General features: G+C 35.3%; 28 protein-coding genes. 13 read left to right on the top strand and 15 right to left on the bottom strand.

What is annotated here, in order from left to right:
• Positions 1–541: 541 nt before the first annotated feature.
• Complete coding sequence (locus F6K18_RS01950; protein ID WP_287518111.1) at positions 542–1723, top strand: quinone-dependent dihydroorotate dehydrogenase; 1182 nt, start codon at positions 542–544, stop codon at positions 1721–1723.
• A 15-nt stretch (positions 1724–1738) separates the two neighbouring features.
• Here F6K18_RS01950 and F6K18_RS01945 read toward each other — a convergent pair whose 3' ends face one another.
• Entirely contained in the window at positions 1739–1951 is a 213-nt protein-coding gene (locus tag F6K18_RS01945) for a hypothetical protein (RefSeq protein ID WP_287518110.1), read from the bottom strand.
• Between the two features lie 176 nt (positions 1952–2127).
• Here F6K18_RS01945 and F6K18_RS01940 point away from each other — a divergent pair, with 176 nt between their 5' ends.
• Together F6K18_RS01940 and F6K18_RS01935 are read left to right on the top strand one after the other, a co-directional pair.
• The gene (locus tag F6K18_RS01940; RefSeq protein WP_287518109.1) at positions 2128–2793 is read left to right on the top strand and encodes a vancomycin high temperature exclusion protein; all 666 of its coding nucleotides are present in this window, start codon (positions 2128–2130) and stop codon (positions 2791–2793) included.
• Positions 2794–3175: 382 nt separating this feature from the next.
• Positions 3176–3814: a transaldolase family protein gene (locus tag F6K18_RS01935; protein ID WP_287518108.1), complete on the top strand. Its 639-nt coding sequence runs from the start codon at positions 3176–3178 to the stop codon at positions 3812–3814.
• 227 nt (positions 3815–4041) lie between these two features.
• On the opposite strand, the gene F6K18_RS01930 is transcribed toward F6K18_RS01935, so the two are convergent.
• Positions 4042–4167 (bottom strand): hypothetical protein, encoded by a 126-nt coding sequence (locus F6K18_RS01930; protein ID WP_287518107.1) that lies wholly within the window; start codon positions 4165–4167, stop codon positions 4042–4044.
• A gap of 10 nt (positions 4168–4177) precedes the next feature.
• On the opposite strand from F6K18_RS01930, the gene F6K18_RS01925 reads away from it, so the two are divergent.
• Together F6K18_RS01925 and F6K18_RS01920 are read left to right on the top strand one after the other, a co-directional pair.
• Positions 4178–4573: an element excision factor XisH family protein gene (locus F6K18_RS01925; protein ID WP_353734981.1), complete on the top strand. Its 396-nt coding sequence runs from the start codon at positions 4178–4180 to the stop codon at positions 4571–4573.
• Positions 4561–4890, top strand: a complete 330-nt coding sequence (locus F6K18_RS01920) for a XisI protein (RefSeq protein WP_287518104.1) — start codon at positions 4561–4563, stop codon at positions 4888–4890. Before F6K18_RS01925 ends, F6K18_RS01920 begins: the two co-directional genes overlap by 13 nt.
• Before the next feature lie 68 nt (positions 4891–4958).
• Here F6K18_RS01920 and F6K18_RS01915 read toward each other — a convergent pair whose 3' ends face one another.
• The 4 genes from F6K18_RS01915 to F6K18_RS01900 all read right to left on the bottom strand — a co-directional run bounded on the left by F6K18_RS01915 (position 4959) and on the right by F6K18_RS01900 (position 9155).
• Positions 4959–5942 carry a sugar-transfer associated ATP-grasp domain-containing protein gene (locus F6K18_RS01915; RefSeq protein WP_287518102.1) on the bottom strand — a complete coding sequence of 328 codons (984 nt, stop codon included), beginning with the start codon at positions 5940–5942 and terminating at the stop codon, positions 4959–4961.
• The gene (locus tag F6K18_RS01910; RefSeq protein WP_287518101.1) at positions 5924–6325 is read right to left on the bottom strand and encodes a hypothetical protein; all 402 of its coding nucleotides are present in this window, start codon (positions 6323–6325) and stop codon (positions 5924–5926) included. Before F6K18_RS01910 ends, F6K18_RS01915 begins: the two co-directional genes overlap by 19 nt.
• A 778-nt stretch (positions 6326–7103) precedes the next feature.
• Complete coding sequence (locus F6K18_RS01905) at positions 7104–7676, bottom strand: TerD family protein (RefSeq protein WP_287518099.1); 573 nt, start codon at positions 7674–7676, stop codon at positions 7104–7106.
• 441 nt (positions 7677–8117) lie between these two features.
• Entirely contained in the window at positions 8118–9155 is a 1038-nt protein-coding gene (locus F6K18_RS01900) for an ABC transporter substrate-binding protein (protein WP_287518098.1), read from the bottom strand.
• 275 nt (positions 9156–9430) lie between these two features.
• On the opposite strand from F6K18_RS01900, the gene F6K18_RS01895 reads away from it, so the two are divergent.
• The 6 genes from F6K18_RS01895 to F6K18_RS01875 all read left to right on the top strand — a co-directional run bounded on the left by F6K18_RS01895 (position 9431) and on the right by F6K18_RS01875 (position 14495).
• On the top strand, positions 9431–10675 hold the full coding sequence (locus tag F6K18_RS01895) for a GTP cyclohydrolase II (RefSeq protein ID WP_287518096.1): 1245 nt from the start codon (positions 9431–9433) through the stop codon (positions 10673–10675).
• Positions 10676–11337: 662 nt separating this feature from the next.
• Positions 11338–11439, top strand: coding sequence for a tetratricopeptide repeat protein (locus tag F6K18_RS01890; RefSeq protein WP_287273877.1), 102 nt, complete (start codon positions 11338–11340; stop codon positions 11437–11439).
• A 271-nt stretch (positions 11440–11710) separates the two neighbouring features.
• Positions 11711–11824, top strand: coding sequence for a hypothetical protein (locus tag F6K18_RS36330; protein ID WP_161564675.1), 114 nt, complete (start codon positions 11711–11713; stop codon positions 11822–11824).
• Positions 11775–12248: a hypothetical protein gene (locus tag F6K18_RS01885; protein WP_287518094.1), complete on the top strand. Its 474-nt coding sequence runs from the start codon at positions 11775–11777 to the stop codon at positions 12246–12248. The genes F6K18_RS36330 and F6K18_RS01885 overlap by 50 nt, the downstream gene beginning before the upstream one ends.
• 870 nt (positions 12249–13118) lie before the next feature.
• A complete protein-coding gene (locus F6K18_RS01880) occupies positions 13119–13241 on the top strand; it encodes a hypothetical protein (RefSeq protein WP_287518093.1) in 123 nt (40 codons plus the stop codon).
• Between the two features lie 201 nt (positions 13242–13442).
• The gene (locus F6K18_RS01875; RefSeq protein WP_287518091.1) at positions 13443–14495 is read left to right on the top strand and encodes an RNA-binding domain-containing protein; all 1053 of its coding nucleotides are present in this window, start codon (positions 13443–13445) and stop codon (positions 14493–14495) included.
• Between the two features lie 678 nt (positions 14496–15173).
• Here F6K18_RS01875 and F6K18_RS01870 read toward each other — a convergent pair.
• The 9 genes from F6K18_RS01870 to tmpR form a co-directional block, all read right to left on the bottom strand.
• The gene (locus tag F6K18_RS01870; RefSeq protein ID WP_287518090.1) at positions 15174–15776 is read right to left on the bottom strand and encodes a hypothetical protein; all 603 of its coding nucleotides are present in this window, start codon (positions 15774–15776) and stop codon (positions 15174–15176) included.
• Between the two features lie 855 nt (positions 15777–16631).
• Positions 16632–17762: an RNA-guided endonuclease TnpB family protein gene (locus tag F6K18_RS01865; protein WP_287518088.1), complete on the bottom strand. Its 1131-nt coding sequence runs from the start codon at positions 17760–17762 to the stop codon at positions 16632–16634.
• Positions 17763–17894: 132 nt separating this feature from the next.
• The gene (locus tag F6K18_RS01860) at positions 17895–18848 is read right to left on the bottom strand and encodes a cytochrome P450 (protein ID WP_287518086.1); all 954 of its coding nucleotides are present in this window, start codon (positions 18846–18848) and stop codon (positions 17895–17897) included.
• A 48-nt stretch (positions 18849–18896) separates the two neighbouring features.
• Positions 18897–20102 carry a transposase gene (locus tag F6K18_RS01855; RefSeq protein WP_287518084.1) on the bottom strand — a complete coding sequence of 402 codons (1206 nt, stop codon included), beginning with the start codon at positions 20100–20102 and terminating at the stop codon, positions 18897–18899.
• Positions 20099–20740, bottom strand: coding sequence for an IS607 family transposase (locus tag F6K18_RS01850; RefSeq protein ID WP_287518082.1), 642 nt, complete (start codon positions 20738–20740; stop codon positions 20099–20101). The genes F6K18_RS01855 and F6K18_RS01850 overlap by 4 nt, the downstream gene beginning before the upstream one ends.
• Positions 20712–20906, bottom strand: coding sequence for a hypothetical protein (locus F6K18_RS01845; protein ID WP_287518079.1), 195 nt, complete (start codon positions 20904–20906; stop codon positions 20712–20714). Before F6K18_RS01845 ends, F6K18_RS01850 begins: the two co-directional genes overlap by 29 nt.
• Before the next feature lie 93 nt (positions 20907–20999).
• On the bottom strand, positions 21000–21374 hold the full coding sequence (locus F6K18_RS01840; RefSeq protein WP_287518077.1) for a hypothetical protein: 375 nt from the start codon (positions 21372–21374) through the stop codon (positions 21000–21002).
• 410 nt (positions 21375–21784) lie between these two features.
• Positions 21785–22231, bottom strand: coding sequence for a 6-carboxytetrahydropterin synthase QueD (gene queD / locus F6K18_RS01835; RefSeq protein WP_287518075.1), 447 nt, complete (start codon positions 22229–22231; stop codon positions 21785–21787).
• Positions 22232–22303: 72 nt separating this feature from the next.
• Positions 22304–23023, bottom strand: a complete 720-nt coding sequence (tmpR, locus tag F6K18_RS01830; protein WP_287518073.1) for a bifunctional dihydropteridine reductase/dihydrofolate reductase TmpR — start codon at positions 23021–23023, stop codon at positions 22304–22306.
• A gap of 146 nt (positions 23024–23169) precedes the next feature.
• Here tmpR and F6K18_RS37220 point away from each other — a divergent pair, with 146 nt between their 5' ends.
• Together F6K18_RS37220 and F6K18_RS37215 are read left to right on the top strand one after the other, a co-directional pair.
• Complete coding sequence (locus F6K18_RS37220; RefSeq protein ID WP_375341286.1) at positions 23170–23319, top strand: hypothetical protein; 150 nt, start codon at positions 23170–23172, stop codon at positions 23317–23319.
• A gap of 77 nt (positions 23320–23396) precedes the next feature.
• Positions 23397–23549 carry a hypothetical protein gene (locus F6K18_RS37215; RefSeq protein ID WP_287526020.1) on the top strand — a complete coding sequence of 51 codons (153 nt, stop codon included), beginning with the start codon at positions 23397–23399 and terminating at the stop codon, positions 23547–23549.
• Positions 23550–23596: the final 47 nt, after the last annotated feature.

The following is a 23596-nucleotide window of genomic DNA, read 5'->3' as shown; positions in this document are numbered from 1 at the left end:
TGGATTATCCTGATTATTTAATAGTTATTTTGAGAATAAAAGAAATAAATTATAGTATGTCAGCTTAATTAGTTAGCTAGTGGTCAAAAACTTTCTATTCCTATGGTCTCTTGCTTTATTTCTGCCTTTATAACCCATATTCGGCACCCCCTATTACTGTTTATTTATCAGCATTCAACTGGACATCATCTTCTCAATATTTTTGACTAATCAGTATTAATTTTTTGTCCGCTAAATCTGTAAATACGATTTAATATCAACTTTAGATAAGCCGTTATCAATAAAATATCTTGTTTTTGCTGATGAGAAAGAGAGATTGTATGAAATTCTCCTGTTGAGACCTTGCATATCTATACTCTTACTGCTGTTTCCCTTATTTATCAGTAGTATTCCAGCTAACTCGATCTAAATGATATATTGATGATCGAGAATTAATTAGTGTGCTTTGATCAAAAAGAGTCTTGTCATTCCAAGATTATACCTGATAAAAATTTGAGTTTTAATTTTTAGTTTTTAATTTTCAACTACTATTTAGAATCAAGTGTTAAATATTTATCGTTCTGTCATATTTCCGACTCTATTTTCTGGATTAAAAGCTGATCCAGAATGGGTACATCATCAACTTCTAAATATTCTCAGTTTTATGGATACTAACTCCTCCAGTAAACTAATAAGTAGCTTGCAGACAATAATGCAAAAATCTTTATGTTTTGAGGATATTCGCCTAGAACAAACTTTGTGGGGATTAAACTTTAAAAATCCTGTGGGTTTAGCTGCAGGATATGATAAAGATGGTGTGGCCATTAATGCCTGGCCTCAATTAGGTTTTGGGTTTGCTGAACTTGGTACAGTTACTCTTCATCAACAACCGGGAAATCCTCAGCCAAGATTGTTTCGTTTGCCAATGGATCGAGCTGCTTTGAATAGAATGGGATTTAATAATCAAGGTGCTGCTGCTTTAGCTATGAGATTACAATCTCAAGGAAAAAATATTCCAGAGGCCCTCAGATTACAGGAGAATAATTATTCTTTTTATCCGAATTTTTTCCCTTATGGTATAAATATTGGTAAATCCAAGATAACCTCTTTAGAGGCAGCAGCAACAGATTATTTAGGTAGTTTTAAGTTGTTAAAAGATTGGGGTGATTATTTTGTAGTCAATGTTTCTTCTCCTAATACTCCAGGGCTACGTTCCCTGCAAAATGTTGAAAATTTAAGTAGCATTTTAACAGATTTACAAGCAGAAAATCAAGGTGTGAAGCCAATTTTAGTTAAGATTGCACCAGATTTAGAAAAAGAAGCGATCGCCTCAATACTAGACCTGATTAAACAATATCAAATATCTGGAATTATTGCCACCAATACAACTATTTCCCGTGATGAATTAAAAACTAAAATTATTGCCAAAACTGGTAAACTTGTCACTGAAGAAGCAGGTGGAATTAGTGGCGCACCATTAACTCAAAGAGCAACAGAAATCATTAAATTTATCTGGCAAGAAACTCAAGGAAAATTACCAATTATTGGTGTAGGGGGTATATTTACTGTAGAAGATGCTTGGGATAAAATTACTGCGGGGGCAAGTCTAATTCAAGTTTACACAGGATGGGTCTATCAAGGACCGGGAATGGTCAAACAAATTCTCCAAGGATTACTGCAAAAGTTAGATGAAAGAGGATTAAATTCTATTTCTGAAGCAATTGGTTTGGCACATCAGAAGTAAATCAAAAGTCAAAAGTCAAAAGTCAAAATTAATAGGATAATTGATAATTGATAATTGATAATTGATAATTAATCCCCAGAGGTTTAAAGCCTCTCCTTTTAAGGATAAAAAAGCGGTCGTTAGCGTAGCTTCCCGAAGGGTGGGATGGCGATCTTCGGAGCGGGTCTGCAAGAACGGGTCTCCTCGCTGTCCTCCAATCGACCAAGAGAAGAAATCAGATTTCCTCATATTCAATTCCGTAACGGTTTTAACCAGAGGTAATTATCCATTATTCATTATCCATTATCAATTAATGAAATATGGCTGCGAAAACGAATGAAGGGATGTTTTATAGAACCTCCCTGTCAAGGTGACTCGAAATATCTCTCAATAAATACTATTTATTTTTTAATTAATTATTGCCTATGTTACCTAAATTATTTTTACTAAATCAACGCTTAATTTTTCTAGCTTTAGTATTAATAATGCTACTAATTCCTCTAGCTTTAAACGTTTATGTCAAAATAGCGACAAGCAAATATCGATACAAAAACCCGGAAGATGTGCCAGAGCAACCTATTGCTATAGTTTTTGGGGCAGGAGTATGGGAAGATGGTACTCCCACACCAATGTTAGCTGACCGAGTACAAGGAGCTGTTAACTTGTACAAAACTGGTAGTGTTAAAAAAATTTTGATGACTGGTGACAATGGTACTCCTGATTATAATGAAGTGAAAGCAATGCAAGAATATGCAATTTCCCGTGGTGTATTTGTTGATGATATTACTTTAGATTATGCTGGTTTCAGTACTTATGAAAGTTGTTATCGTGCTAAAGAAATATTTGGCATTACCCAAGCAGTTTTAGTAACTCAAAGTTATCATTTACCTCGTGCGGTTTATACCTGTCGTCAACTGGGAGTAGATGCTACAGGTTTAGGTACACCAGATTGGGGAAAGTTTAGAAATGATTCTATGAGACGTTATTCTCTCCGCGAACTTTTGGCAGTCTTAAAAGCATTGTTAGAAGTTCATATTACTCGCCCTCGCCCTACTTTTTTAGGACCTTTTGAGGGAATTAGTGGTAGGTAGTAGGTTGTAGGTTATACCAAGCGCGATCAATGTTTGCTACATTTTTGCATTGGGGGGGGCTACCCCTCGCCCCTCCCCCTCCCAGGAGGGGAATGTGGGGAGAGGGGGAAGAAATTAAAAAATATATATCTTCCTTTCTTCCCTCCTGAGGACTGAGGACTGACTTCTTTGTAATTAAGGTGTTGCACAGTGACGAATGATTTGATATTTTTGATTAATTGGATTGTGGATTAATCAATTGCTAGAATGATTAATATTAGGTTTTTCTTAGTCAAAATATAAAGCAATTTTTGGCAATATCATTCCATAATGTGCAACCCCGTAATTAAAATTAATATCATACACGTGCTTCAGCAACGCCAATTTTTGTAGGAGAAAAAAAATGGTTCTTTATCTTGATTCCGCAATAGTAACAGAAGCTAGAGTTGCCAGTAAATTTGGTTGGATATCTGGTGTGACAACTAACCCTACTTTGTTAGTAAAAAGCGATTTGTCTCCAGAAGCTACATTAAAGGAACTTTCAGAAATTGTTTCTGGAGAATTATATTACCAACTTACTGCTACTAATTTTGATGACATGATGGCAGAAGCGAAAACTGCATCAAAATTAATTGGTCATAAAATAGTTCTGAAAATTCCGGCAACTGCCACTGGTTTTCAAGCTCTATCTCATCTGTCTGGAGAAATTAATTGTTCTGTGACAGGAATATATCATCCTGCTCAAGCAGTAGTAGCTGTAGAGGCGGGTGCTAAATACGCGATCGCTTATGTTAACCGGGCAACAAGACTATTGGGAGATGGTTTAAAGTTGGTACGGAAAATGGCTGAGGTAGTGCAGGGTAGCGGTACAGAAATTTTAGCAGCAAGTATAAAATCTCCTGATGAAGCTGTGGCCACTTTACTGGCAGGTGCTAATCATCTGACATTACCATTTTCTGTTTTACAAGCAATTACTACCCAGGAGTTATCAGAGCAAACTTTTAAAGAGTTTAATGAAAAAGGGCGAGGAATTATGTATTAATTGGCGATTAGAAAATATCTGTAGAAGGAAGCTGAAATTGAAGATAAATATTTCAAATTTTAGGTCGATGAAAAGCTTACTCCTAGATGTATAAATGACCGTTTTTATCTTGTTAATTAGGGCTTGCTGATTAAATATAAAAGCATTGACATCTAAAGAGAAGTTCCTTTTTGGGGCCTTTCAAAAGTGCCTGGTATCACGTCTAAAACGCTCAAAAAATTAGTATTTTAGGCGCATAGTTGGGCAGAAAAATCATTCTTACAATTGTTACTCCTACCTCCTCGCTCATTCCCATTTCTCCTGTCTCCAGTATAGCTGTCTCCTATCCCTACTAAAAGACTAGTGAAGCGCAAACCCTAATTAATGTTATTTGTGGCAGCTAAAGATATATTTCATCAATCCGTTTGTATGGCTATAGAAAAGGATGGCTGGAACATTACCCATGACCCTCTTTATCTGAAAGTAAAAGAAAGGTTAATTGCTGCGGAAAAAGCAGGTCAAAAAATCGCCATAGAAATTAAATCTTTCTTAGGGGCATCAGAAGTCACAGAATTTCATCTTGCATTAGGACAAATCCTTAATTATAGGTTAGCTTTAAAACAGGAATATTCTGAAAGGATTCTCTATTTAGCGATTCCTCAAGATACTTATGAAGATTTCTTTTCTCGTCAATTTATTCAAGATTCTGTGGCAGAATATCAAATTAAACTTTTAATTTTTGATTCTATCAAACAGGAAGTCGTGTTATGGAAAGAATAGATTACTCTCAACTTATCCAAGATATTCTCACCGAACATTCAGTTAATGATGGAAAAAGTAACACAGAAATTCAACTTCTATTTGACACAAAACGCCATCATTACCAAGTCTTAAATATTGGCTGGAAAGAACAAAAAAGAATCTATGGTGTGATTATTCATGTTGACTTAAGAGATAATAAAATTTGGATTCAAAGAGATGGAACAGAAATCGGAATTGCTAATCAATTAATAACTGCTGGGGTTCCTAAAAAAGATATTGTCTTAGGATTTCATGCCCCCTATAAACGCAGTTTAACTGAATTTGCTGTTAGTTAGTAATTGTTACCTGCTGGAACAATGTTTCCTGTCAGGAATCTGAAAAACAGCTTGATTTTCGACTTCAATTACCATTGCCAATGATGTCTTGTCATGCCAAGATGACCCTTGATCTCTGAACCATATGATGTCAAAAGTTCTTGCCGTCTTTTTCGCTTCATATAGAGCATTTTCTCAAGATCCCGATCGCGCATAAATGTCATAAATTTTGAATCAAGGAACCCGCGTCGATAGGAATGTTGAGAAAGATCAATATCACCAAAGTATGTAAGTTCAAGTATTGTCGGTCCAGATTCACAAATAGCAATATCCCAACCAGGACAAAGATAACCAGGAAATGCTAAATGTGCTTCAAGTACAAGTTCAACTATCTCACTCCAGTAAGGAAGTTGGAACCCAACTAAATCCCGCTTTGTCTTTGGATGTACAGGATTTTGAACTTGGGATAGACCAATACCAGAGATAACACGGGTAAGTTTACCAGTTTCAATGTCTACAGAGGCTAAAAGATTTCCACTTACACCATGCTCAAAGTTGTCAGAGTCCAAATTACCTAAGTTGATCTTAAAAATTGCACGGATTATTTGCGGACCGGAGTCTAATAATAATGTATGTATTCTGACACCTGAGATCTTTTCAGTACCAGAAATCTCAGCAATTTTAGGATGGGCAGTGAGGGGTTGCTGTAAAATCCACCCCAGTTTTATTTTCTCATCCAAAGAGTTACAAAAATCTTTAAGTGGTTGTGAAGAACCTGTACCCAGGTGGAGGATGTCACCATCTAAGCGTTGGGCTAAAACATTACCATGACCATAGGAACCTGAAGATTGCTTAAAGTAAATAGGTAACGATTCTGGTTCCCTCAGATAATCTTCAAGGTCTTGTCGATGAGAAATATTAAGTATAGCACTTGGACGATGAGATTTATAAATTGCCCGAATCTCAGGTGTTGGTAAACCACATCCACGAAACAAGAAGTACATTGTTACTTTATCAATACTGAGGAATTTAGAATATTCATCAGCTAGTATCTCTATGAGAACACGTTGCATACGATGCCCACAATTGATTTCACTCCTAAGTCAGCTAGGGTTTTGCCAACCCAACCAGTTCCTGCGCCAATATCAAGAACTACCATATCTTCAACTTTACCACCTGCTTGAGTAAATTGTTCAACCAATAAAGAAGTCACAACAGTGTGAGATTTAGATTCCAGCTTTTCCATCAGATGCTCATAGAGATAGGGAACTTGGTATATCTCAACATAGTCGTGTAAGCGCAGTTTGCGTTGAGTTCCATTTTGCTTTAACCAAAAGTATTCCTCATGGATCGATAAATTGCGAACACTTTCAATTTCTGGTAGTTCTATCTCAAAATCCACTTTCTGCATATCTGTTTCTTGTTTCCATAAGTTAATTACGAAAAAGTTGTTCACTTTTCCATCAGAACAAATTGACTTGATCGTTCCAGATTTATATACCACATCAACCCGATCATTGTGAAGAGCAAAATTGATAAAACTCTGATTATAGCAGTTTTAGAGTTAGTGAGGTACAAAGTTTGATTGCTTTAGTAAATAGGGAAGATAGATTAATCTTCAACTGTCCTTTCGATTTTGGCTTAACCAAAAGAATTATTCCTGAATGATTAAGTTCTTAATCTCTTCTGGGATTCGGATTTCAAAATCAAGTTCTGTCATTATTTTTTTACTTTTTATTCAATCAACAAATAAACGCTAAGATTGGGGCAATTCTGGTAATTATCTCAAGAGTCTTTACTATGAGATTTAGGGTGAGAATTGCCTATCTTAACTGCCTAGATTTAGCAGATTTAAGAAAGGCGAATACTTTATTTTACCAGATAAATAAAATCGGCATCACATCTTAGATTGAGCTAACTTGTGGCAGATAGTTAAATTACTATTTGCCTTCTAGAGTATAGAGTATTCTGAAATTTAGAGGCAGATGTTGCCGAAGTTTAGCATTTTGACGGCCAATTTGGCTGAAATTGTAAAGAACTAAAGGTGTCCCGTATTGCTTTGACGCTTTGTATTTCCTTATGAGGTAAGATTATCCCTCAAATTTTACTCTCATTGAAATTAGATTTTTTCAAGTATCAATTAGACTTAAATTTTACACTAACTAAAACTATCTCGTTAATACTTAAGAAAAACTTAGTGGGCTACTTTTACCTGATTTTGTATACAATTTAGGCTAAGATGCATACTTATCAACAAATCCCTGTAAACCTGAATTATAACCTTGTCCGACAGCTTGGAATCTCCAATCATTATCTTTGCGATAAAGTCTGCCAAATTCTAGAGCTGTTTCTCGTGAAAAATCTTCTTCTAATTCATATTTAGCTACTTCTTCTTCGGTGGTAATATCGTAGATTCTAATAAAAGAATTTCTAACTTGTCCAAAGTTTTGTCTCCTGGCATCTGCTTCATGGATAGTCACTACAAATACTATTTCTTGAATAGCTTGGTCTACTTTTGTTAAATCAATTTCTATTAGTTCATCATCTCCCGAACCTTCTCCTGTTCTACTATCTCCTGAATGTTTAACAGAACTATCTGGTGAGATGAGATTATTGTAGAAAACAAAGTATTTTTCTGCTGGAATTTTTCCATTAGCTCCTAACATAAATACAGAAGCATCTAAGTCAAATGCTGACCCTGTGTCTGTAGTATTTATATCCCATCCCAAGCCAATACCTGCTTGCTTCAAATTGGGAGATTCTTTGGAAAGATTTACTCTTTCACCTTTGCTGAGATTAATAGACATAATTTACCTCTTGCGTAATCTTATTTGCTCATTTATATTATACAGTAAATACTATTGATAAAAATTAGTATATTAGGTTATAAACTCAGTCTTTAACTATTTTGGGTTGTGCGATGTTAATTTGTTGATATAATATTAATTATCCAGTATTTTTGACCGGATAATTAAGGTTTAAAGCCTCTGTTTTAAAGAATAAATTAATCAAAAAAAACTCTATTCACCAATCCTATAACTGTCAGGATTGGTGATGATTAATTATTAATTATTAATTATTAACTAGCTATTAGCTTTTAGTATTTCCGTACCGGAATGCTCCGCAAACAGGATTCAGCTTTTAGAGCTAGGGGTTGAAATCCTCTTTCTGTTCCGGAATGCTCCGCAAACGCACACATTTACTGCTGACTGCTGACTGCTGATTGCTGATTGCTGATTGCTTTTTAATTACTTATATGCTTCTACTCCCTGATTAACAAATTGTAAAGTAAAAGCTTCTTTATAATTAGTATCTGGCTCAATTAATCCTGCCTCTACTACACTATCAAAGAATAATTTCCAGCGTTCGTCTGTCATAGCACCGATACCTTTTGTGGAAGCATCTCCAGAAATAATAATACCATATTTTTTCATTTTTTCTAAACTATAAGCTAATAAATCATCTTTCATTTCTGGGTTATCTTTTTTAATTAATTGATTTGCCGGTTCAGGATTTTCTAAATAACTATACCAACCTTTAATTGAAGCATCGACAAATCTCTGGACTAAATCAGGATTTTTTTCTACCATTTCTTTTGTTGTTTCTATAGTAGTAGCATAAGGTTTATAGCCAGCATCTGCTAATAACATAACTACTGGTTCAAAGCCTCCTTTTTGCTGGATTGTGAAAGGTTCAGATGTCAGATAACCTTGCTGAATTACATTTTTATCTACTAAAAACGGAACTACACTAGAATTATAAGGACGTCTCTGGTCATCTTGATAACCAAACTTAGTTTTGAGAAATTGCCAATAGCCTTTTTCAGCTAAAGATGATACTAAAATTGGCTTGCCTTTTAGTTGTTCTAAAGAGTCATTTCCTACTCCTGGATGAGCAATTAATACTTGGGGGTCTTTTTGGAAAATAGCTGCAACTGTAATAGTAGGAATTCCTATTTCTACAGAGCGAATTGCTTCTAGACTAGACCCCATAAAAAAGTCAATTCCTCCCCCTACTAATAGCTGAGTTCCATTTACTTGAGCATTTCCCATTCTAATAGTAACTTCTAAACCATAATCTTCATAAATTCCTGTAGCAATTGCTTGATAAAAACCTCCATGTTCGGCTTGAGCATACCAATTAGTTCCATAGGTTACTGTGTCAAGATTTTTATTATTTTTAGCAGTAGAGTTGGAGTTATTAGGAGTAGCACAACTTGTTAATATGCTGGTACTAATAGCGAGGCTACTATACTGAATAAATTGACGACGATTAATATAATTCATCAGAATCTATTTAACTTAATATTTTACTAGAGTTATTTAGTTGACCAAAGTCACCAGAGAATAGGGAACAGGGATTAAACTGTGCCTCACACTTCTTAAATTAAAAGTGCTGTATTATTGGATAAATACTCACTTAATTATAGAACACTATGGCAATAGAAATTCATGTTGTTTGATTTTCATTAAAAGGTCTTGAAGTTGTTCTTTGTTACATTATGCTATGCTTGATTTTATTAAAATTAATGGCGTAATTATTATCTCAAAGTTAAGAAAAAATGGCAAAGCATAAACATATTGTATTAACATCTCATCCTGGTCCTGCCGACAAAAAACCAATTCCCGTGCAGTGGGGTGCTCAAAACCCCATAGAGCGAGGACCTGCGATTGGGTCTTTGAGTAACCCTAACCATCGTAATGTCATTGGTACTCACTCCGGTTCTTATGCTGTTTATCGTGCCCTGGCGATCGCCTCTGGTAAACTACAATCAAATCACCGTGCTGATTTAACAAATACTTCTCCGGCAGCACATATTGGCCCCTATCCAAGCTGGTATGACCCCGATAAAATTGTCTGTCTCGATCCATTAGGGGCAGTGGTGGAAGAAGTATTTGCATCTTACTATGAACAAGGATACGATATCCGACCTACTATTGCAGTCACGAAGGCAAATATTAATATGCCAGAATTACAGGATGCTGTTGCTAGAGGTGTATTGAAAGTTGATGGCAATATTGTTAAAGATAATGGCAACTTGGTGGTAACGAAAGCAGCGATCGACCCAGTTTGGTATTTGTCTGGGGTAGCTAAACGACTGAATGTGGAAGAAAGTGACTTGCGTCGGGTGTTGTTTCAACAAATGGGTGGAATGTTTCCGGAGTTGGTAACGCGCCCAGATTTACATTTGTTTTTACCTCCTATTGGTGGTACGACTGTATATATAGTGGGAAATGTTGCTGATGTTGCTGACCCCACGAAGAAACTTGCAGTCAGAGTTCACGATGAGTGTAACGGTTCGGATGTCTTCGGTTCTGATATTTGTACTTGTCGCCCCTATTTGGTGCATGGCATTGAGGTTTGTATTCAGACAGCGCAGGAGGGAGGTGTCGGTGTCATTGTTTATTTCCGTAAAGAGGGGAGAGCGTTGGGAGAGGTGACTAAGTTTTTGGTTTACAATGCTCGGAAAAGACAGGAAGGTGGCGATCGCGCGGATGCTTATTTTGCTCGAACGGAATGTGTTGCGGGAGTCCAAGATATGCGGTTTCAGGAAATGATGCCAGATGTTTTACACTGGTTGGGCATTACGAAAATTGACCGTTTCGTGTCGATGAGCGATATGAAGTATAATGCTATTGTTAATTCTGGGATTAAAATAGTTGAGCGCGTACCTATTCCTGATGAGTTGGTGCCGGAAGATGCGCAAGTGGAAATTGCTGCGAAGAAAGCGGCGGGTTATTATACAGATGGGGAGGTGCCGGATGAGACTATTTTATCAGAAATTAAAGGAAGGGAGTTGTCTTGAGAAGGCAAAAGTAAAAAGGCAAAAGACAAAAATCAGGGGTTGGTGATTAGGTAATGCCATTAAATATTTATGAACGGTACAATTATAGTTTTTTCATAGATATTTGAGACAAAAGCATTACGCATTCACCAATGCAAAAAATCATCTATGGTTGAGTTTGAGAATTTAGGAATGTTCTAAGTTTTGCTAAAGTTGAAGATTCTTTACCTTGGTTTGAAAAGGCAACACAATTAGAACCGAATAATGTTAAAGTTATCAATAAATGTGCTAATACTTTAATAAAGTCAGACAGAATAGAAAAATCCTTACCTTTATTTGAAAAATCTCTGCAACTGGAACCTGATAATGTTAAAACTGTTACTAACTATGCTAGTGCTTTAATAAAGTCAGACAGAATAGAAAAATCCTTACCTTTATTTGAAAAATCTCTACAACTTGAGCCTAATAATGTTAAAACTATTACTAACTATGCTAGTGCTTTAATAAAGTCAGACAGAATAGAAAAATCCTTACCTTTATTTAAAAAATCTCTACAACTTGAGCCTGATAATGTCAAAACTATTAATAATTACGTTAATGGTTTAATAAAATTAGGCAAAAGTGTAGAATCTTTTCCTTTTTTAAGAGTATCTCTACAAGGCATTATTGACGATGCCAATTATTTGATAAAATTAGGAAAAACCCAAGAATCTTTGCCTTGGTTTGAACAAGCTTTGGAACTAGAACCTGATAATACTGATGTTATATCATGTCCGGATAATTAGTGATAAAAAAACTTTCTCCTTCTCTTCCCCTTTCTTCCTTCCTGACTTCTAACTCCTGACTCCTGACTTCTCCATCATTTATTTATAACTGTTCAACCGGACATGGTATTATTGTTAATTATCATTTTCTTTGTGGGTTTAATACCCCACCGTCTACACGGTGTTCAAAATTCCCAGGGATGAAATCCCCATGTAATTTTCCTCCTGTCTCCTGTCTCCTGTCTCCTGTCTCCTTCTTCAAGCTAAACTTTATTTTGAAAAAGCTCTAAAATTGGAACCTGATAATGTTAAAACTCTTACTAGCTATGCTATTGCTTTAATAGAATTAGGCAAATTTGAAGAATCTTGTAAATTTTTTGAGAAATCATTTAAAGTTAGAAGATAATAACTATATACGATACAAATATGCAACAGCACTAGAAGAATCAGGCCAATATCAACCAGCAACTGAACAACTAGAAAAAATTAATTTAACTGATTTATTACAATACCATGCCAATGTAATTCGACTAACACTAGGAAGACTATATTATTCTATTAAACAACCAAAAAAAGGCGGTCAATATTTCGATGAAGCAGTTGATAATTATGACGATCAAGAAAAAACTTTACTCTACAGTGCCAGAAGTATTTTAGCTAATAACTCTGATCACAAAAAAACTATAGAAAAGCTAGACGAAATTGCTCAACACTCACCTCGTTATGCTGATGCTTTAAAAATGTTAACTCTTAACTTAACCTCAGAAGAATATTTCGATAGAATTGATCCCAAAATTAAGTTAGAAGATACGAAAATGCTTAACGAATAAATGTATCATAGTATCATAAAATAGGCAACGAAATTGCTATTTTAAAAAGTATTGCTTACCGTATTTTAAGGAACTATCAAGACAAAAATTTAATTTTAAATGACATTATTGAAAAAATTGAAAAATTAGTAGAAAACATTGCCGAACGGAGATAAACACAACAAGACAAAATATACAAAATTACTGAAGGTCATTACCAAGAAATCCTATCTGTTATTTCTAAAACTGCCCATGATATTTCTGACTTTTTCAATAATGAATTAGCAGTTATTAAGTCAAAAACTCGTCGGGTGATCCGTAAAATTGGTAGTGAATCTCAAAACTATTCCCAGTTTAAAAAACTTTGAACTCAACTAGAATTAACTGAAGCTGCTTTGAGCGATTTGAAAGCAATAAATAAAGGTATAGCTATTAAAAATCAACACTTTCTAGTGAAAAAAATATTTGAAAAATGGCAAGTTAATCCAAAAATTTAAAATACATAAATTCAATGATCAATTATTAATGGTGACTCAGAATCTTATGGAGATGAAGAAAAAATCAAAAGTTTTTTAAATGAAATGGTGGAAAATTCTCTAATATTATGTTCGGACGGGTCAGTTATAAATAAAATTTAAGGACTGACAATACCGACAGTACCAAATAAATACTGAAATTATCAATACCCCCAATACCAATATTTCCTCTTTTTCTCCTTTCTTCCCTCCTGACTCCTGACTTCCTCTCCTGGGAGGGGGAGGGGCGAGGGGTGGGTTGACTCCTGAGAACTCACAATAGTTATTTATAAGTATTCAACCGCAATTCGTAGCTCCCCCGGAGGGGGAACATGATATAAAACATAATTAATACCAAAAACATTTAATTATCAAAATGAAATCTCAAGATATTATTAAAGCTAAAGGTATCATAGGTCAGAGTATACCTGGAGAAAAAAAATATTTATTAATAGAATTTTCTGACAATGGTAAAGTTATTCCTGAAAATCAAAAATAATGGATATTTAAACCCCTAATCACTACTTCCAAAAAATGTCAAGGTAGTGGTTTAGGATTGCATATTATTCGTAGAACTCTATATGAAATTGGAGGTTATATTCAAGAAACCAGAGAAAATGATGTAATGTTTGAAATGTATATTACTTATGGTGATCGCTAACAAAAGTTAAATCAAAATTCAAAAATAACAGGATTAACTATGGAAACAAAAAACGTTCATTTACTATTAGTTGAAGATAACCCAAATTATCTCGAAGAATTAATAGAGTTGTTAAAAGAAGACTTTGGTTATCAAAATATTGAAACAGCAGTTAGCGCTAAAGAAGCAACAGAAAAATTACAAAATCCTTTTGACATTATTGTTGCTGATATGCGTATGGAAGCAGATGATAGTGGTTTTGCTGTCCTAGAGGAAGTTCAATCTCGAAATCTTTCTTCTTTTGTGATTATCTTAACAGCAAATGATAGCGTAACTGACTGTCGCGATGCTTTTAAAAAAGGTGCTTGGGATTATATTTCCAAGAATATGAAAGGCGATGTTTTTGAAATTTTAGACAAGTCTATTAAAGAAGCAATTACTGATTTTAATAGTTGGGGTAACGTTAAAAATGACCGATGGATTGAAAAAAATAGAGAACACTTAGAAGACCAATATTGGGGGAAATATATTGCAGTTATTAATCAAACAGTCATAGAAGTAGCAGATACAGAAGAAGAACTGAATCAAAAAATTGAGGAACGAAAATTAAGAAGATTTTTAACGACTATTCGTAAAATAGACGAGTTTAAACCTATAGATGAATTGATTAAACAAGGGGAAAGCGATACTTTAGAATTTAAAAGTACTTTACGATGGGATATTGAAAAATATCACAAAAATGAAAAGTTAAAATTTAATGTTTTAAAAACAATTGTTATTTTTCTCAATTCTCAAGGAGGAACTTTATTAATAGGAGTTGAAGAGAATGGTAATATTTTTGGTTTAGAAAAAGATATTTCTTTCTTGGAAACTCTAGACAAATTTAAACAAACATTATCTAATTTTATTTATGACCGCATTAGAGCTGGTTTTCCTCAATATATTAAAGTCCGTATTGAAACTTTAGAAACCAAGGAAATTTGTATTGTTGATGTCAAAAGATCGCTAAAAAAGTCATTCCTTAAAACCGAAAAAGGTTTAGAATTTTATATTAGAGTAGGAAATACTTCAAGAGGATTAACTATTCCTGAAATTCACGATCATTTTTCCTAATTAGGGCTTGCTGATTAAATCTAAAAGTATTTACAGATAAAGGTTTTAGCCTTTTTTTGTTCAACAAAAGTGCCTGTTTTTCAGCTCTTCACACTTAAAAAGTTAGTATTTTAGGCGCATAGTTGGGCAGAAAAATCATTCTTACAATTCTTACTCCTACCTCCTCTAAGTACCCATTTATCCTGTCTCCTGTCTCCAGTATAGCTGTCTCCTACCCTCACCAATAAGACTTTTTCAGCAAACCCTAATTAGATTAAACAAATTATTATTCGTTTCCGACTATAGCAATATGAAATGATTGGTGAAAAAAAACTGTAGGGGTTTAGTCTTTTCATTCCATTTTTGCTTGGGTAAACTTTTTACCTCTAAGCGAGAATGTTTCTACTCGTAACCCAATACTGTTCAGATAAGACCAAAACTCTGATGATATAGAACCATTAGATAAGATTTTCAGATTACAGAACTCAAAAAAAAATCTTTAACTGAACCGTATTGACCCGTAACCAATAACTTCTGACTTCTGATACCAATTCACTTTAAAGATGTCACAAATAATTTCAAACTTTAAATGTGAAATAATTTCCTGAAACTACTGTTTCGTCAAAGTCTTGAATTTATAAAATCTTACTTTTGACTTTTAACTTTTGACTTTTAACTTCCGTGAAACGGTATGACTTCCTAATTTTCTCCTTCTAAATATTGAGTTTCAACCGCTTGAGTTCTACTCATAAGTTTTTCCCCTGTTAAATATTGAGATTCAACTGCTGGAGTTCCACCCATAAACTTATTATCAGATTCAAGTGGCAATAGAATACTTGATGCTTCTTTAACCTCAGAAATTAAAGCTTGCCCACTACCATTAAATAAGCGAATAACTGCATAGGAAATCAACACTGGTGAAGCTAAAATTAAAGCAGCTATCATTCCCACAGGCGCTACTAATTGATAAACAATTAAAGCAGTAGGTTGAAATTCCTCATATTGGGAAAAAACCCGAGATAACCACCACACTAATAATGCCATTACCGCAAATCCAAAAAGAGTAACAATTGAAGGTACAATAAAAGATAAAAATACAGCCATTAGTGCAATTAAAGCACCCCAACCTTTAGCAACAATTTTCTCTGATAGGTCAGAAACCATAATCGTTCCATGGACAAACCAAATCATAAATCCAAATACTAATGTAATTGCTGACCCTGCCAAAAAAATGTTAACGCCCTTAATAAAAAGTTGTTTAATTTCATCGTTATTTAAGATAGGTTGTTTTTGGTTGACCATTTTTTTAATTCCCTAGCCTCTAACCTTTTAGTATACCTTATACTGCTCCCTCTAGATTTAACCAAGTAGATGGGTAAGTTTTTTGTGTATTTTCAAATTTTGCTGGAAAGTCGATTGAATAAAAATGCTGCCAGTTGTCAATTAAAAATGGAAAAATAAGTCTATAATTTTTCCAGGCGTTGCTGAAGAGCGTGTATAATATTAATATTAATTACTTAACTTAGGAGTCAACCCACCCACGCGCCCCTCCCAGGAGGGAAAGTCAGTCGGACCGAGTCATATCATGTCCGGTAGTATCGGTATTGTATAGCAAAGGTAGGCAACAGGCAACAGGCAACAGGCAACAGGTAAGATATTTTTACGAAAAAGGGACGAAAAAGGATTTTTTAGGGTGAATTTTTCGTATCCTTAGCCTGCTCTAATTAAAAGGTTTATTTATTTTCTGGAGATGTCTATTAGAGAAACCTGGTTTTTGTGAGCAGATGTTAGTATTGTGGGATATCTAATACCAGGTTACTACACATTAGCAGGTAGAAATTATATCACTCCCAAGCCAGCAGATTCAATATCAAATATTATAAATAGGACTTACGCACCTCCAACGTATTTCTGTCCGAAGCGACCCACAGGGTTTGCGCAGCAGTCCGGAACGGATAGCAATCTCAAACGCTATTTTTTCGTGCGTCGTGCGTAAGTCCTGATAAATTTACCTGCTTCATAAAACCGATATAAAACGTCACATAGCATGATATTCTACTGTTTACTTCCTGCTTCTACTGAGGCCGTCGGCGGTTACTCATCCACAGGCATTCACGGGTCTTGCCCGACCGCATTTCTTAAATTAATACTTGCATCTCATACGCGGTCTATAGATATCCCACAATCGGGGCAGTCATAAGTTCTCACATTTAAGGGCAGATCTTGGACATGACCGCAGTTCGAGCAAGTTTTTGATGATGGAAAGAATCTATCAACGACTACTAATTCAGAGCCGTACCAGTGAGTTTTATATTCTAGCTGTCGTCTAAACTCATAAAATCCTTGATCTGCTATTGATTTCGCCAGCTTATGGTTAGCTAACATACCGCTAATATTCAAATCTTCTATAGCAACAACGCTGTGGTTTTTAGCTAGATATGTTGTCAATTTGTGAAGTGTGTCAAGACGGATGTTAGCTATTTTTCTATGTAGCTTGGCAATTTTGAGTTGTGCCGCCCTCCAGTTAGCAGAACCAATTATTTTATTTCGGTGCAAGTATTGTAGTCTGGAGAGTTTGTCTTCAAAGGAGCGGTAAGATTTCGCACCAGGGAAAACAACTCCCGTACTTAAAGTTGCTAAGGTTTTTACACCTAAATCAACACCTACAACTTCAGTAGTTTTTGGAGTTGAAGTGGGAGTAAATTCAAAAGCTAAGCTAAGATACCATGAACCCGCTTGTTTACTAATAGTTATTTTCTGAGTAGCCACCTCAATGGGTTCATAAGTTCTAACGATACCAATAAAAGGTAATTTGTGATTCCATCCGTTTAGTTTTATCGGTTTCCCACAATTATCAATTGTGTTTGCGTAGCATTCCGTAGGAAAGGAATCATGTTGGCCTTTCTTCTTAAACCTTGGGTGTTTACCTAATCCTTGTTTGCGTTTGCGTAGCATCCCGTAGGGAAGCATTCCGCAGGAAAAGAACCTTTTAAATGTCTCACCCAAGTGGATGTTTGCGTTTGCGTAGCATCCCGTAGGGAAGCATTCCGAAGGAAAAGCGTATTGATAAACTCTAGACGACAAGTTTTTCATCCAAGGATAAAGAGGTTTTGTGTGGTTGGTAAAAACTTCTCTCAATTTACGGGCATTAGGTTTATAGCCATCTTTATATGCTGCGTTCCACAAACTTAAACCCCAGTTGTAACACCACCTGGAATAACCTGCGTGTTGAGCCATCATGGTTTTCTGCTTGTTATTCAGTTTGAGCTTAGTTCTGATGGATTTCATCTATGGGTATTGCCAGTATAATGGTATGCTTAAATACCTATTATATCGTTATTCTCTGATTAAGTCAATGCTCTATTAAAAAAGTTAATTCTCTAGAAAACATTAATAAATTTTGCAATAGCTTGAGCATAATCAGCAAAAAAGAGAATCTGGTAAATATAAGCGAGCAGGAGGGCAAGAAGGTCGAATGACTTTATCTATCCTATAAAAAACACGGCCAACCCATGCCCTGCCATAAAGACGTAAAAATCGCTCATCTAACGAAACACTAGGATGTACCCGCCTACCACTACTAATTTCCACTTTAGGCCATCCCTCACACTTACTGTAGATAGCTTGTATTATAGATTCAATGATATTTATAGCCAGAACACGCCCCTTACAAGCACGAGGGCCACTACCAAAACCGATCCATTGGTAAGGGGGAGGACTATTTGAGCAGAAATCTTCTGGATTAAATTGTAAGTCAGTTTTATCAACAACTTCAACATCAATATGATAGGACGTATCCTTACCATCAGCTACGCGAAACATGGTTTGTAGAACAGGGTACTTACAAGCTATTGCCAAAATTACAGCTCTCAGATATCTTTCATCCTTAACAGCACGTTCTAGAATTTCTGGATGGTCTTCATATTCTTGAAAAATATTAGTAACAACCTCACCAATTTCTAAAGCAGGGGTGACAAAAAATTCCATAATAATAGCTGTTAACCATTCTTGCATTGATAAAGAATAAGTAACTCTTAACTGAACTAAAAAATCCAAATTGCTACTATTTTTCCCACCCTCTTCAAACAAGTGGGCAAGATGTTTACACCATTCCAAACGTTGTTTCCAGTCAGGGTCTAGATTTTCTGTAAAGCAACAGCAAATATCTTCAATCAGGTTGTATAGAACTTGCTTAGTATTTAACTGCCAGCTATCATCCTTTGTTTCAATATCCAAAATAGCACACCACATTATATCTACAACCAAACAACGCAAAATGCTATCCCTAACTGACTCTTCTCCTAAATTCGGTAACTTATACACTTGTGTTCTAGCGATCGCTCCACATCTGTCCTCAAGCTCAAAGTGGGACATAATGGCCTTAAACCGTACGAAAAAAACTGTAGAAAATCGTAACAGCTTTTATCTTGATATTGGATTAACCAATACAGGCTGTACGGCACAGCTCACTATTCCCTCGGCAGTAAATGCCCCTGGGAATTTCTTTCTAATTATTTGAAGACTACCGTTGATATCGGCGTTAATCACTTTACCTGTTGCACTTCTGAACAAACCACGTTTGACTCGTTTACCTAGATAGTTTTCATGGCAGATTGGTTCTTCTAGGTCAATCGCAGATGTTTTACTGGTGTAACTTTCTTCGGTTTCAATGACTTTTACCCCAGCCAGTTGACATTTATAAGTTATCTGTTGAATTAACTTATAGTGAGGTATTTGAGTAAAATTTTGGTTGTTTTTTTTGCCGATGTTTGCACCTTGTTTCCAATGATCATTTTTTCCAATTACTACAGTACCAATATTATTTGTGGTTAAATACTCAACCACTAAGAAACTGGTATTATGCAGATAATTCTCCACAAAACGATTTCGGTGATAGGTTAACGCTTCAATCTTACGGCTAGTTTTTTTCTGGCCCTTGATCACACTTTGATATTTAGCTTTTCGCTTGTTATATAATTGATTGACGCTTTTTAGTGGCTTCCCATTAACAAGCAGAGGTTTCACACCAGGCTTGTTTGTAGCTAGAGCAACTAATCTATCAATCCCTAAATCTATTCCTGCTACATATGTAGACTCTATATGTTGTTGTTGAGTTTTTTCATACACAACTTCAATTACATAGCAGCCAGTTGCAGGTACTATCCTCACTTCAACTACAGACTCAACCACTACAGGTATTTTGATATCACTCATAGATAAGTGACAAATACCCTCCTTTAGTCGTCGTTTATATACAGACTCGTTTGAGTAGATAACTACATTTCGGCCTTTGGTTTTGTCCTTATACTTTGGTATTTTTGGTTTACCTAGAAACCTTTGTGGATGTTTTGACCATTCTTTTATAGCTTGAAAATAACCACGCCAAGTAGCAACCAAGCATTTGATTATTTGTTTTGATACTTTAGTTGGTAATGCTCTATAGGCATCGCTATCTTTGGTGGCGTGATATAGTTTGGTTAAATCTAGACTTTTTGAACACTTGAAAAAATGTTGACGACAATAATAGTTAGCTAAGTTGTACAAGTGTTTCGACTTAAAGGCTAACTCATCGCACACCCGCCAATACTGATGTGTTCGGTTAATAATATGTCTGTCAACAACTTTCATTGAACTTGCCCTTTAGTGCGAGACTTGATGTGATTTTGACGTCGCTGGCTGCTCCGTTTCCCATATAATTTAGCCGAAAATGATGCCATCAAAGACACTATATCTTCTACAAGTTCTGCCTCATAAGACTTGGGAAAAACTGACTCTATCATCTCTATTTCAACTCCATAGCTACTAAAAAAATTATCTAGGTAGTTAAAGTTAAATCTAGTCAGTCGATCTTTGTGTTCTAAAACAACTTTGTTAATTAACCTTGAGCGCACTAAGTCAAATAATCTGTTTAATTTATGCCGATTATCATTCATCCCTGAACCAACTTCGGATAAAATGTGTTCAACTTTGTAGTTTTGTTTGACACAGTATTCTAATGTTCTAGCTTTCTGTCTATCTAAGTCTCCCTTACTCTTTTGATCGTGGCAGCTAACTCGACAATATACGGCAACTACCTTGTGGTTTTGAGCCTCACTCGGAGTTTTTACCCCCATCAATTCATTTACTTCACTCTCATGAAAGCGTCTATGGCCACCAGTTGTTCTGATTGGCTTTAATTTATTTGCTTTTTCCCATTTAGCTAAAGTCCACCGAGTTACATTTAAGATGATGCAAACTTCAGATGTAGTTAGGAGTTTTTTTGTCATGGTTTGTTTGCCAAATATGTAACCAATGGTCATAGAACTGTTGAAAAGCTTCAGGTAATGGTACTTCTTCATACTCCAATGGTATTGGATGTTCGTATACCCGCCCGTCACTTAATTCAAACTCTGTTGTCGTTACTCGGACTACCTTGATTGAGTTTTCATCCATCGCCTTATCCCACTTTGTTCAGACCTACTTTAGATATTATACCACTTTTATACAAATAACAACAACTTTCTACATTTTTAGTTCAACAGTTAATCACCCCTGCATTATTCGCTGCCAACTAGGAGTATCAGATCCGCTTAAGTCAAGGGGTAAGAATGGGTAGACAAAACCAGCAAAGAAATATTCAATTCCCACTGGACGAGAAGGTTGTCTGATGATATTTTTTTCAGTATCGGCAAACTCTTTTAATGTTGTTGGTAAAAGATATTTTTCTGAGTCTATCACAGTGACTTGAGTATAGCTGTACTTGCCTCGCAAATAAATTCCCCATAATATCCGAAATCCACCTAATAAAGATTTCATCTGTAAGTTTGTGAGCAAGGGATGTCTCCAAGGAAAACTTAAGATTACCAAGGCCAACACGGTAGTAGTGATACTAAGTAAAATGAGTATACTGAGTAATTTCATTTTGTTATTTATTTAATAGACATCTCCAATCATAAAAAATCAAATCAATTATCGTAGGTAAATCATCAATTATTTCCCCCTACTCCCTACTCCCTACTCCCTCTTTTCCGGAGAGGTCTAATAGTAATAATTTGGCAATATTACCAATAATAAGTACCTGTGAAAAATTAATTTAATATTTACAGGACTTAAGCCTTTTTAGTTCTAAACACTATATATTTCTAAGGTTATATTTTTTGCCTACTACAAATAATTTAGTGTCTTTACCTAATATCATTTCACCCCAATTACCTCTAATAAAATAGCAACTTCCATAACATCAAAAAAATTATTTTTTCAGGAAAAAATAAATACACTCAAATTTATCACAACCAATTTAGGAGTAATAAATTAGTATAGCACTCCTAATTTTATAGAATCAAAAAATTACTTTTCCCTTTTGAATAAATACATTTACTCGTACAAGTTTCATCAATTCTAACTGCTACAAGTCCAGGAATTTTATTTTCTAATTGCTCATAAATCCATTTAGCGATCGCTTCACTGGTAGGATTAACTAAGCCTGTAGTTTCGTTTAAGTGATAGTGGTCTAAATAATCATAAAGCAGGGGTTTTAGATGTTTTTTTATATCTCCATAATCCATAATCATTCCCTGCTTTCCACCAGAATTTACTAATTCATTACCAGAAACATAAATAACACCACGCCAAGAATGACCATGCAATCTTGCACATTTACCATCGTGATTAGGTAGTTGGTGGGAAGCTTCAAATCTAAATTCTTTGCCTATTATCCAAGTTTCTGAGTTAGATTCAGTTTTTTTAATTTCTGGTATTTCCTCCTGATTAGAACTCATTTTTATTTTTCGTTTAAATAATCAGTAATATCAAAATATAAATTGTCAAAAATAGGGATGAAAAAATTATAACTACAAATTCCAGCCCCCAGAAACTTCTAAAACTTGCCCTGTAATATAATCAGAATTAGGGTTAATAAAAAACCAAACAGCATGGTTAATTTCTGGCAAAGTTGCTGGACGTTTAGCTGGTAATTTAGGAATCATTTCTTCTAAATCAAAAGAATTTTCGGCTATTCCTGGCGATACTACGTTAACAGTAATTTTGTCTTGAATTAGCTCTTGAGCTAAAGATTTAGTATAGATGATGATGCCTGTTTTGGCAATTATATAAGCTGTATTTGTCCGGCGTGCTACCACATTTTGGGCATGAGCACAAGCGAAGTTAACTATGCGTGCGCCATTAGCTGCTCTGAGATAGGGAAGTGCTGCTTGAGTAATATAAAAAGTGGCATTGAGGTTAGAATTAATAACTTCCTGCCACTCTTTTATAGATGTTTTGCTAATGGGTTTTCTGAGGTAGTTACCCACATTATTAACTACTACTGATAAACCACCCAGTTGTTTAGCTGAATTATCTACTAGAGATTTAGCTTGTTCGGGTTTGGTAACATCTGCTTGTAGGGCAATAGATTTTACTCCGTAGTTAGCTGCTTCTTGACTTGCTTGATTGGCTGCATCTGGACTGCGGTTATAGTGAAATGCTACATCAAATCCTTTACTGGCTAAATCTAGAGCGATTGCCCTACCTATTCCTACTGCTGAACCTGTCACGAGTGCTTTTTTGAGCATTGTTTTTAAGACCTAAATATAATCACCAGTCAATTTTAGGTTAATCATTTTGGCAAAATTTCATCAACCAACACCCAATGTTATAAGTAACTTGGACAGAATTAAATGTCGCCAAGGTAGCACTCCTCCAGTGCCCAGGAAACTAGATGGCTCATGTCATACTCATGATTGTAGCAATTTGCTGTAGTGAGCCTCCATCTGGTCATGTGCTATGGACACTCACTTTGCTCGTTTCGGAGCTAAAACGACGTGGAATAGTTACCGAAATCAGTAGAGAAACAGTACGTCAGAGTTAAAAAAAAACCAGCTGCGGCCTGGGAAGAAACAACGATATTGCATCCTGGAAAAAGACAGCGCCCGCTTTGTAGCTCAAATGGAAGTACTTCTAGATGTCTACATAGCTGAACACTCTGATGATCAACCATTAATTTGTATGGATGAAGCAGTCTTGGAATTAAAAGGGGATGTTAAACAATTAATTCCTATTCAACTAGGTCACGATGCATTTATAGGATTATCACTATGAACGCAATGATACTAGTGCCGCTACGCGGAAGTCAAAAGTCATGCATT

The organism is Okeania sp. SIO2C2, assembly GCF_010692625.1.
GTDB lineage: Bacteria > Cyanobacteriota > Cyanobacteriia > Cyanobacteriales > Microcoleaceae > Okeania > Okeania hirsuta.
This window is presented reverse-complemented; position numbering and strand designations above follow the sequence as displayed.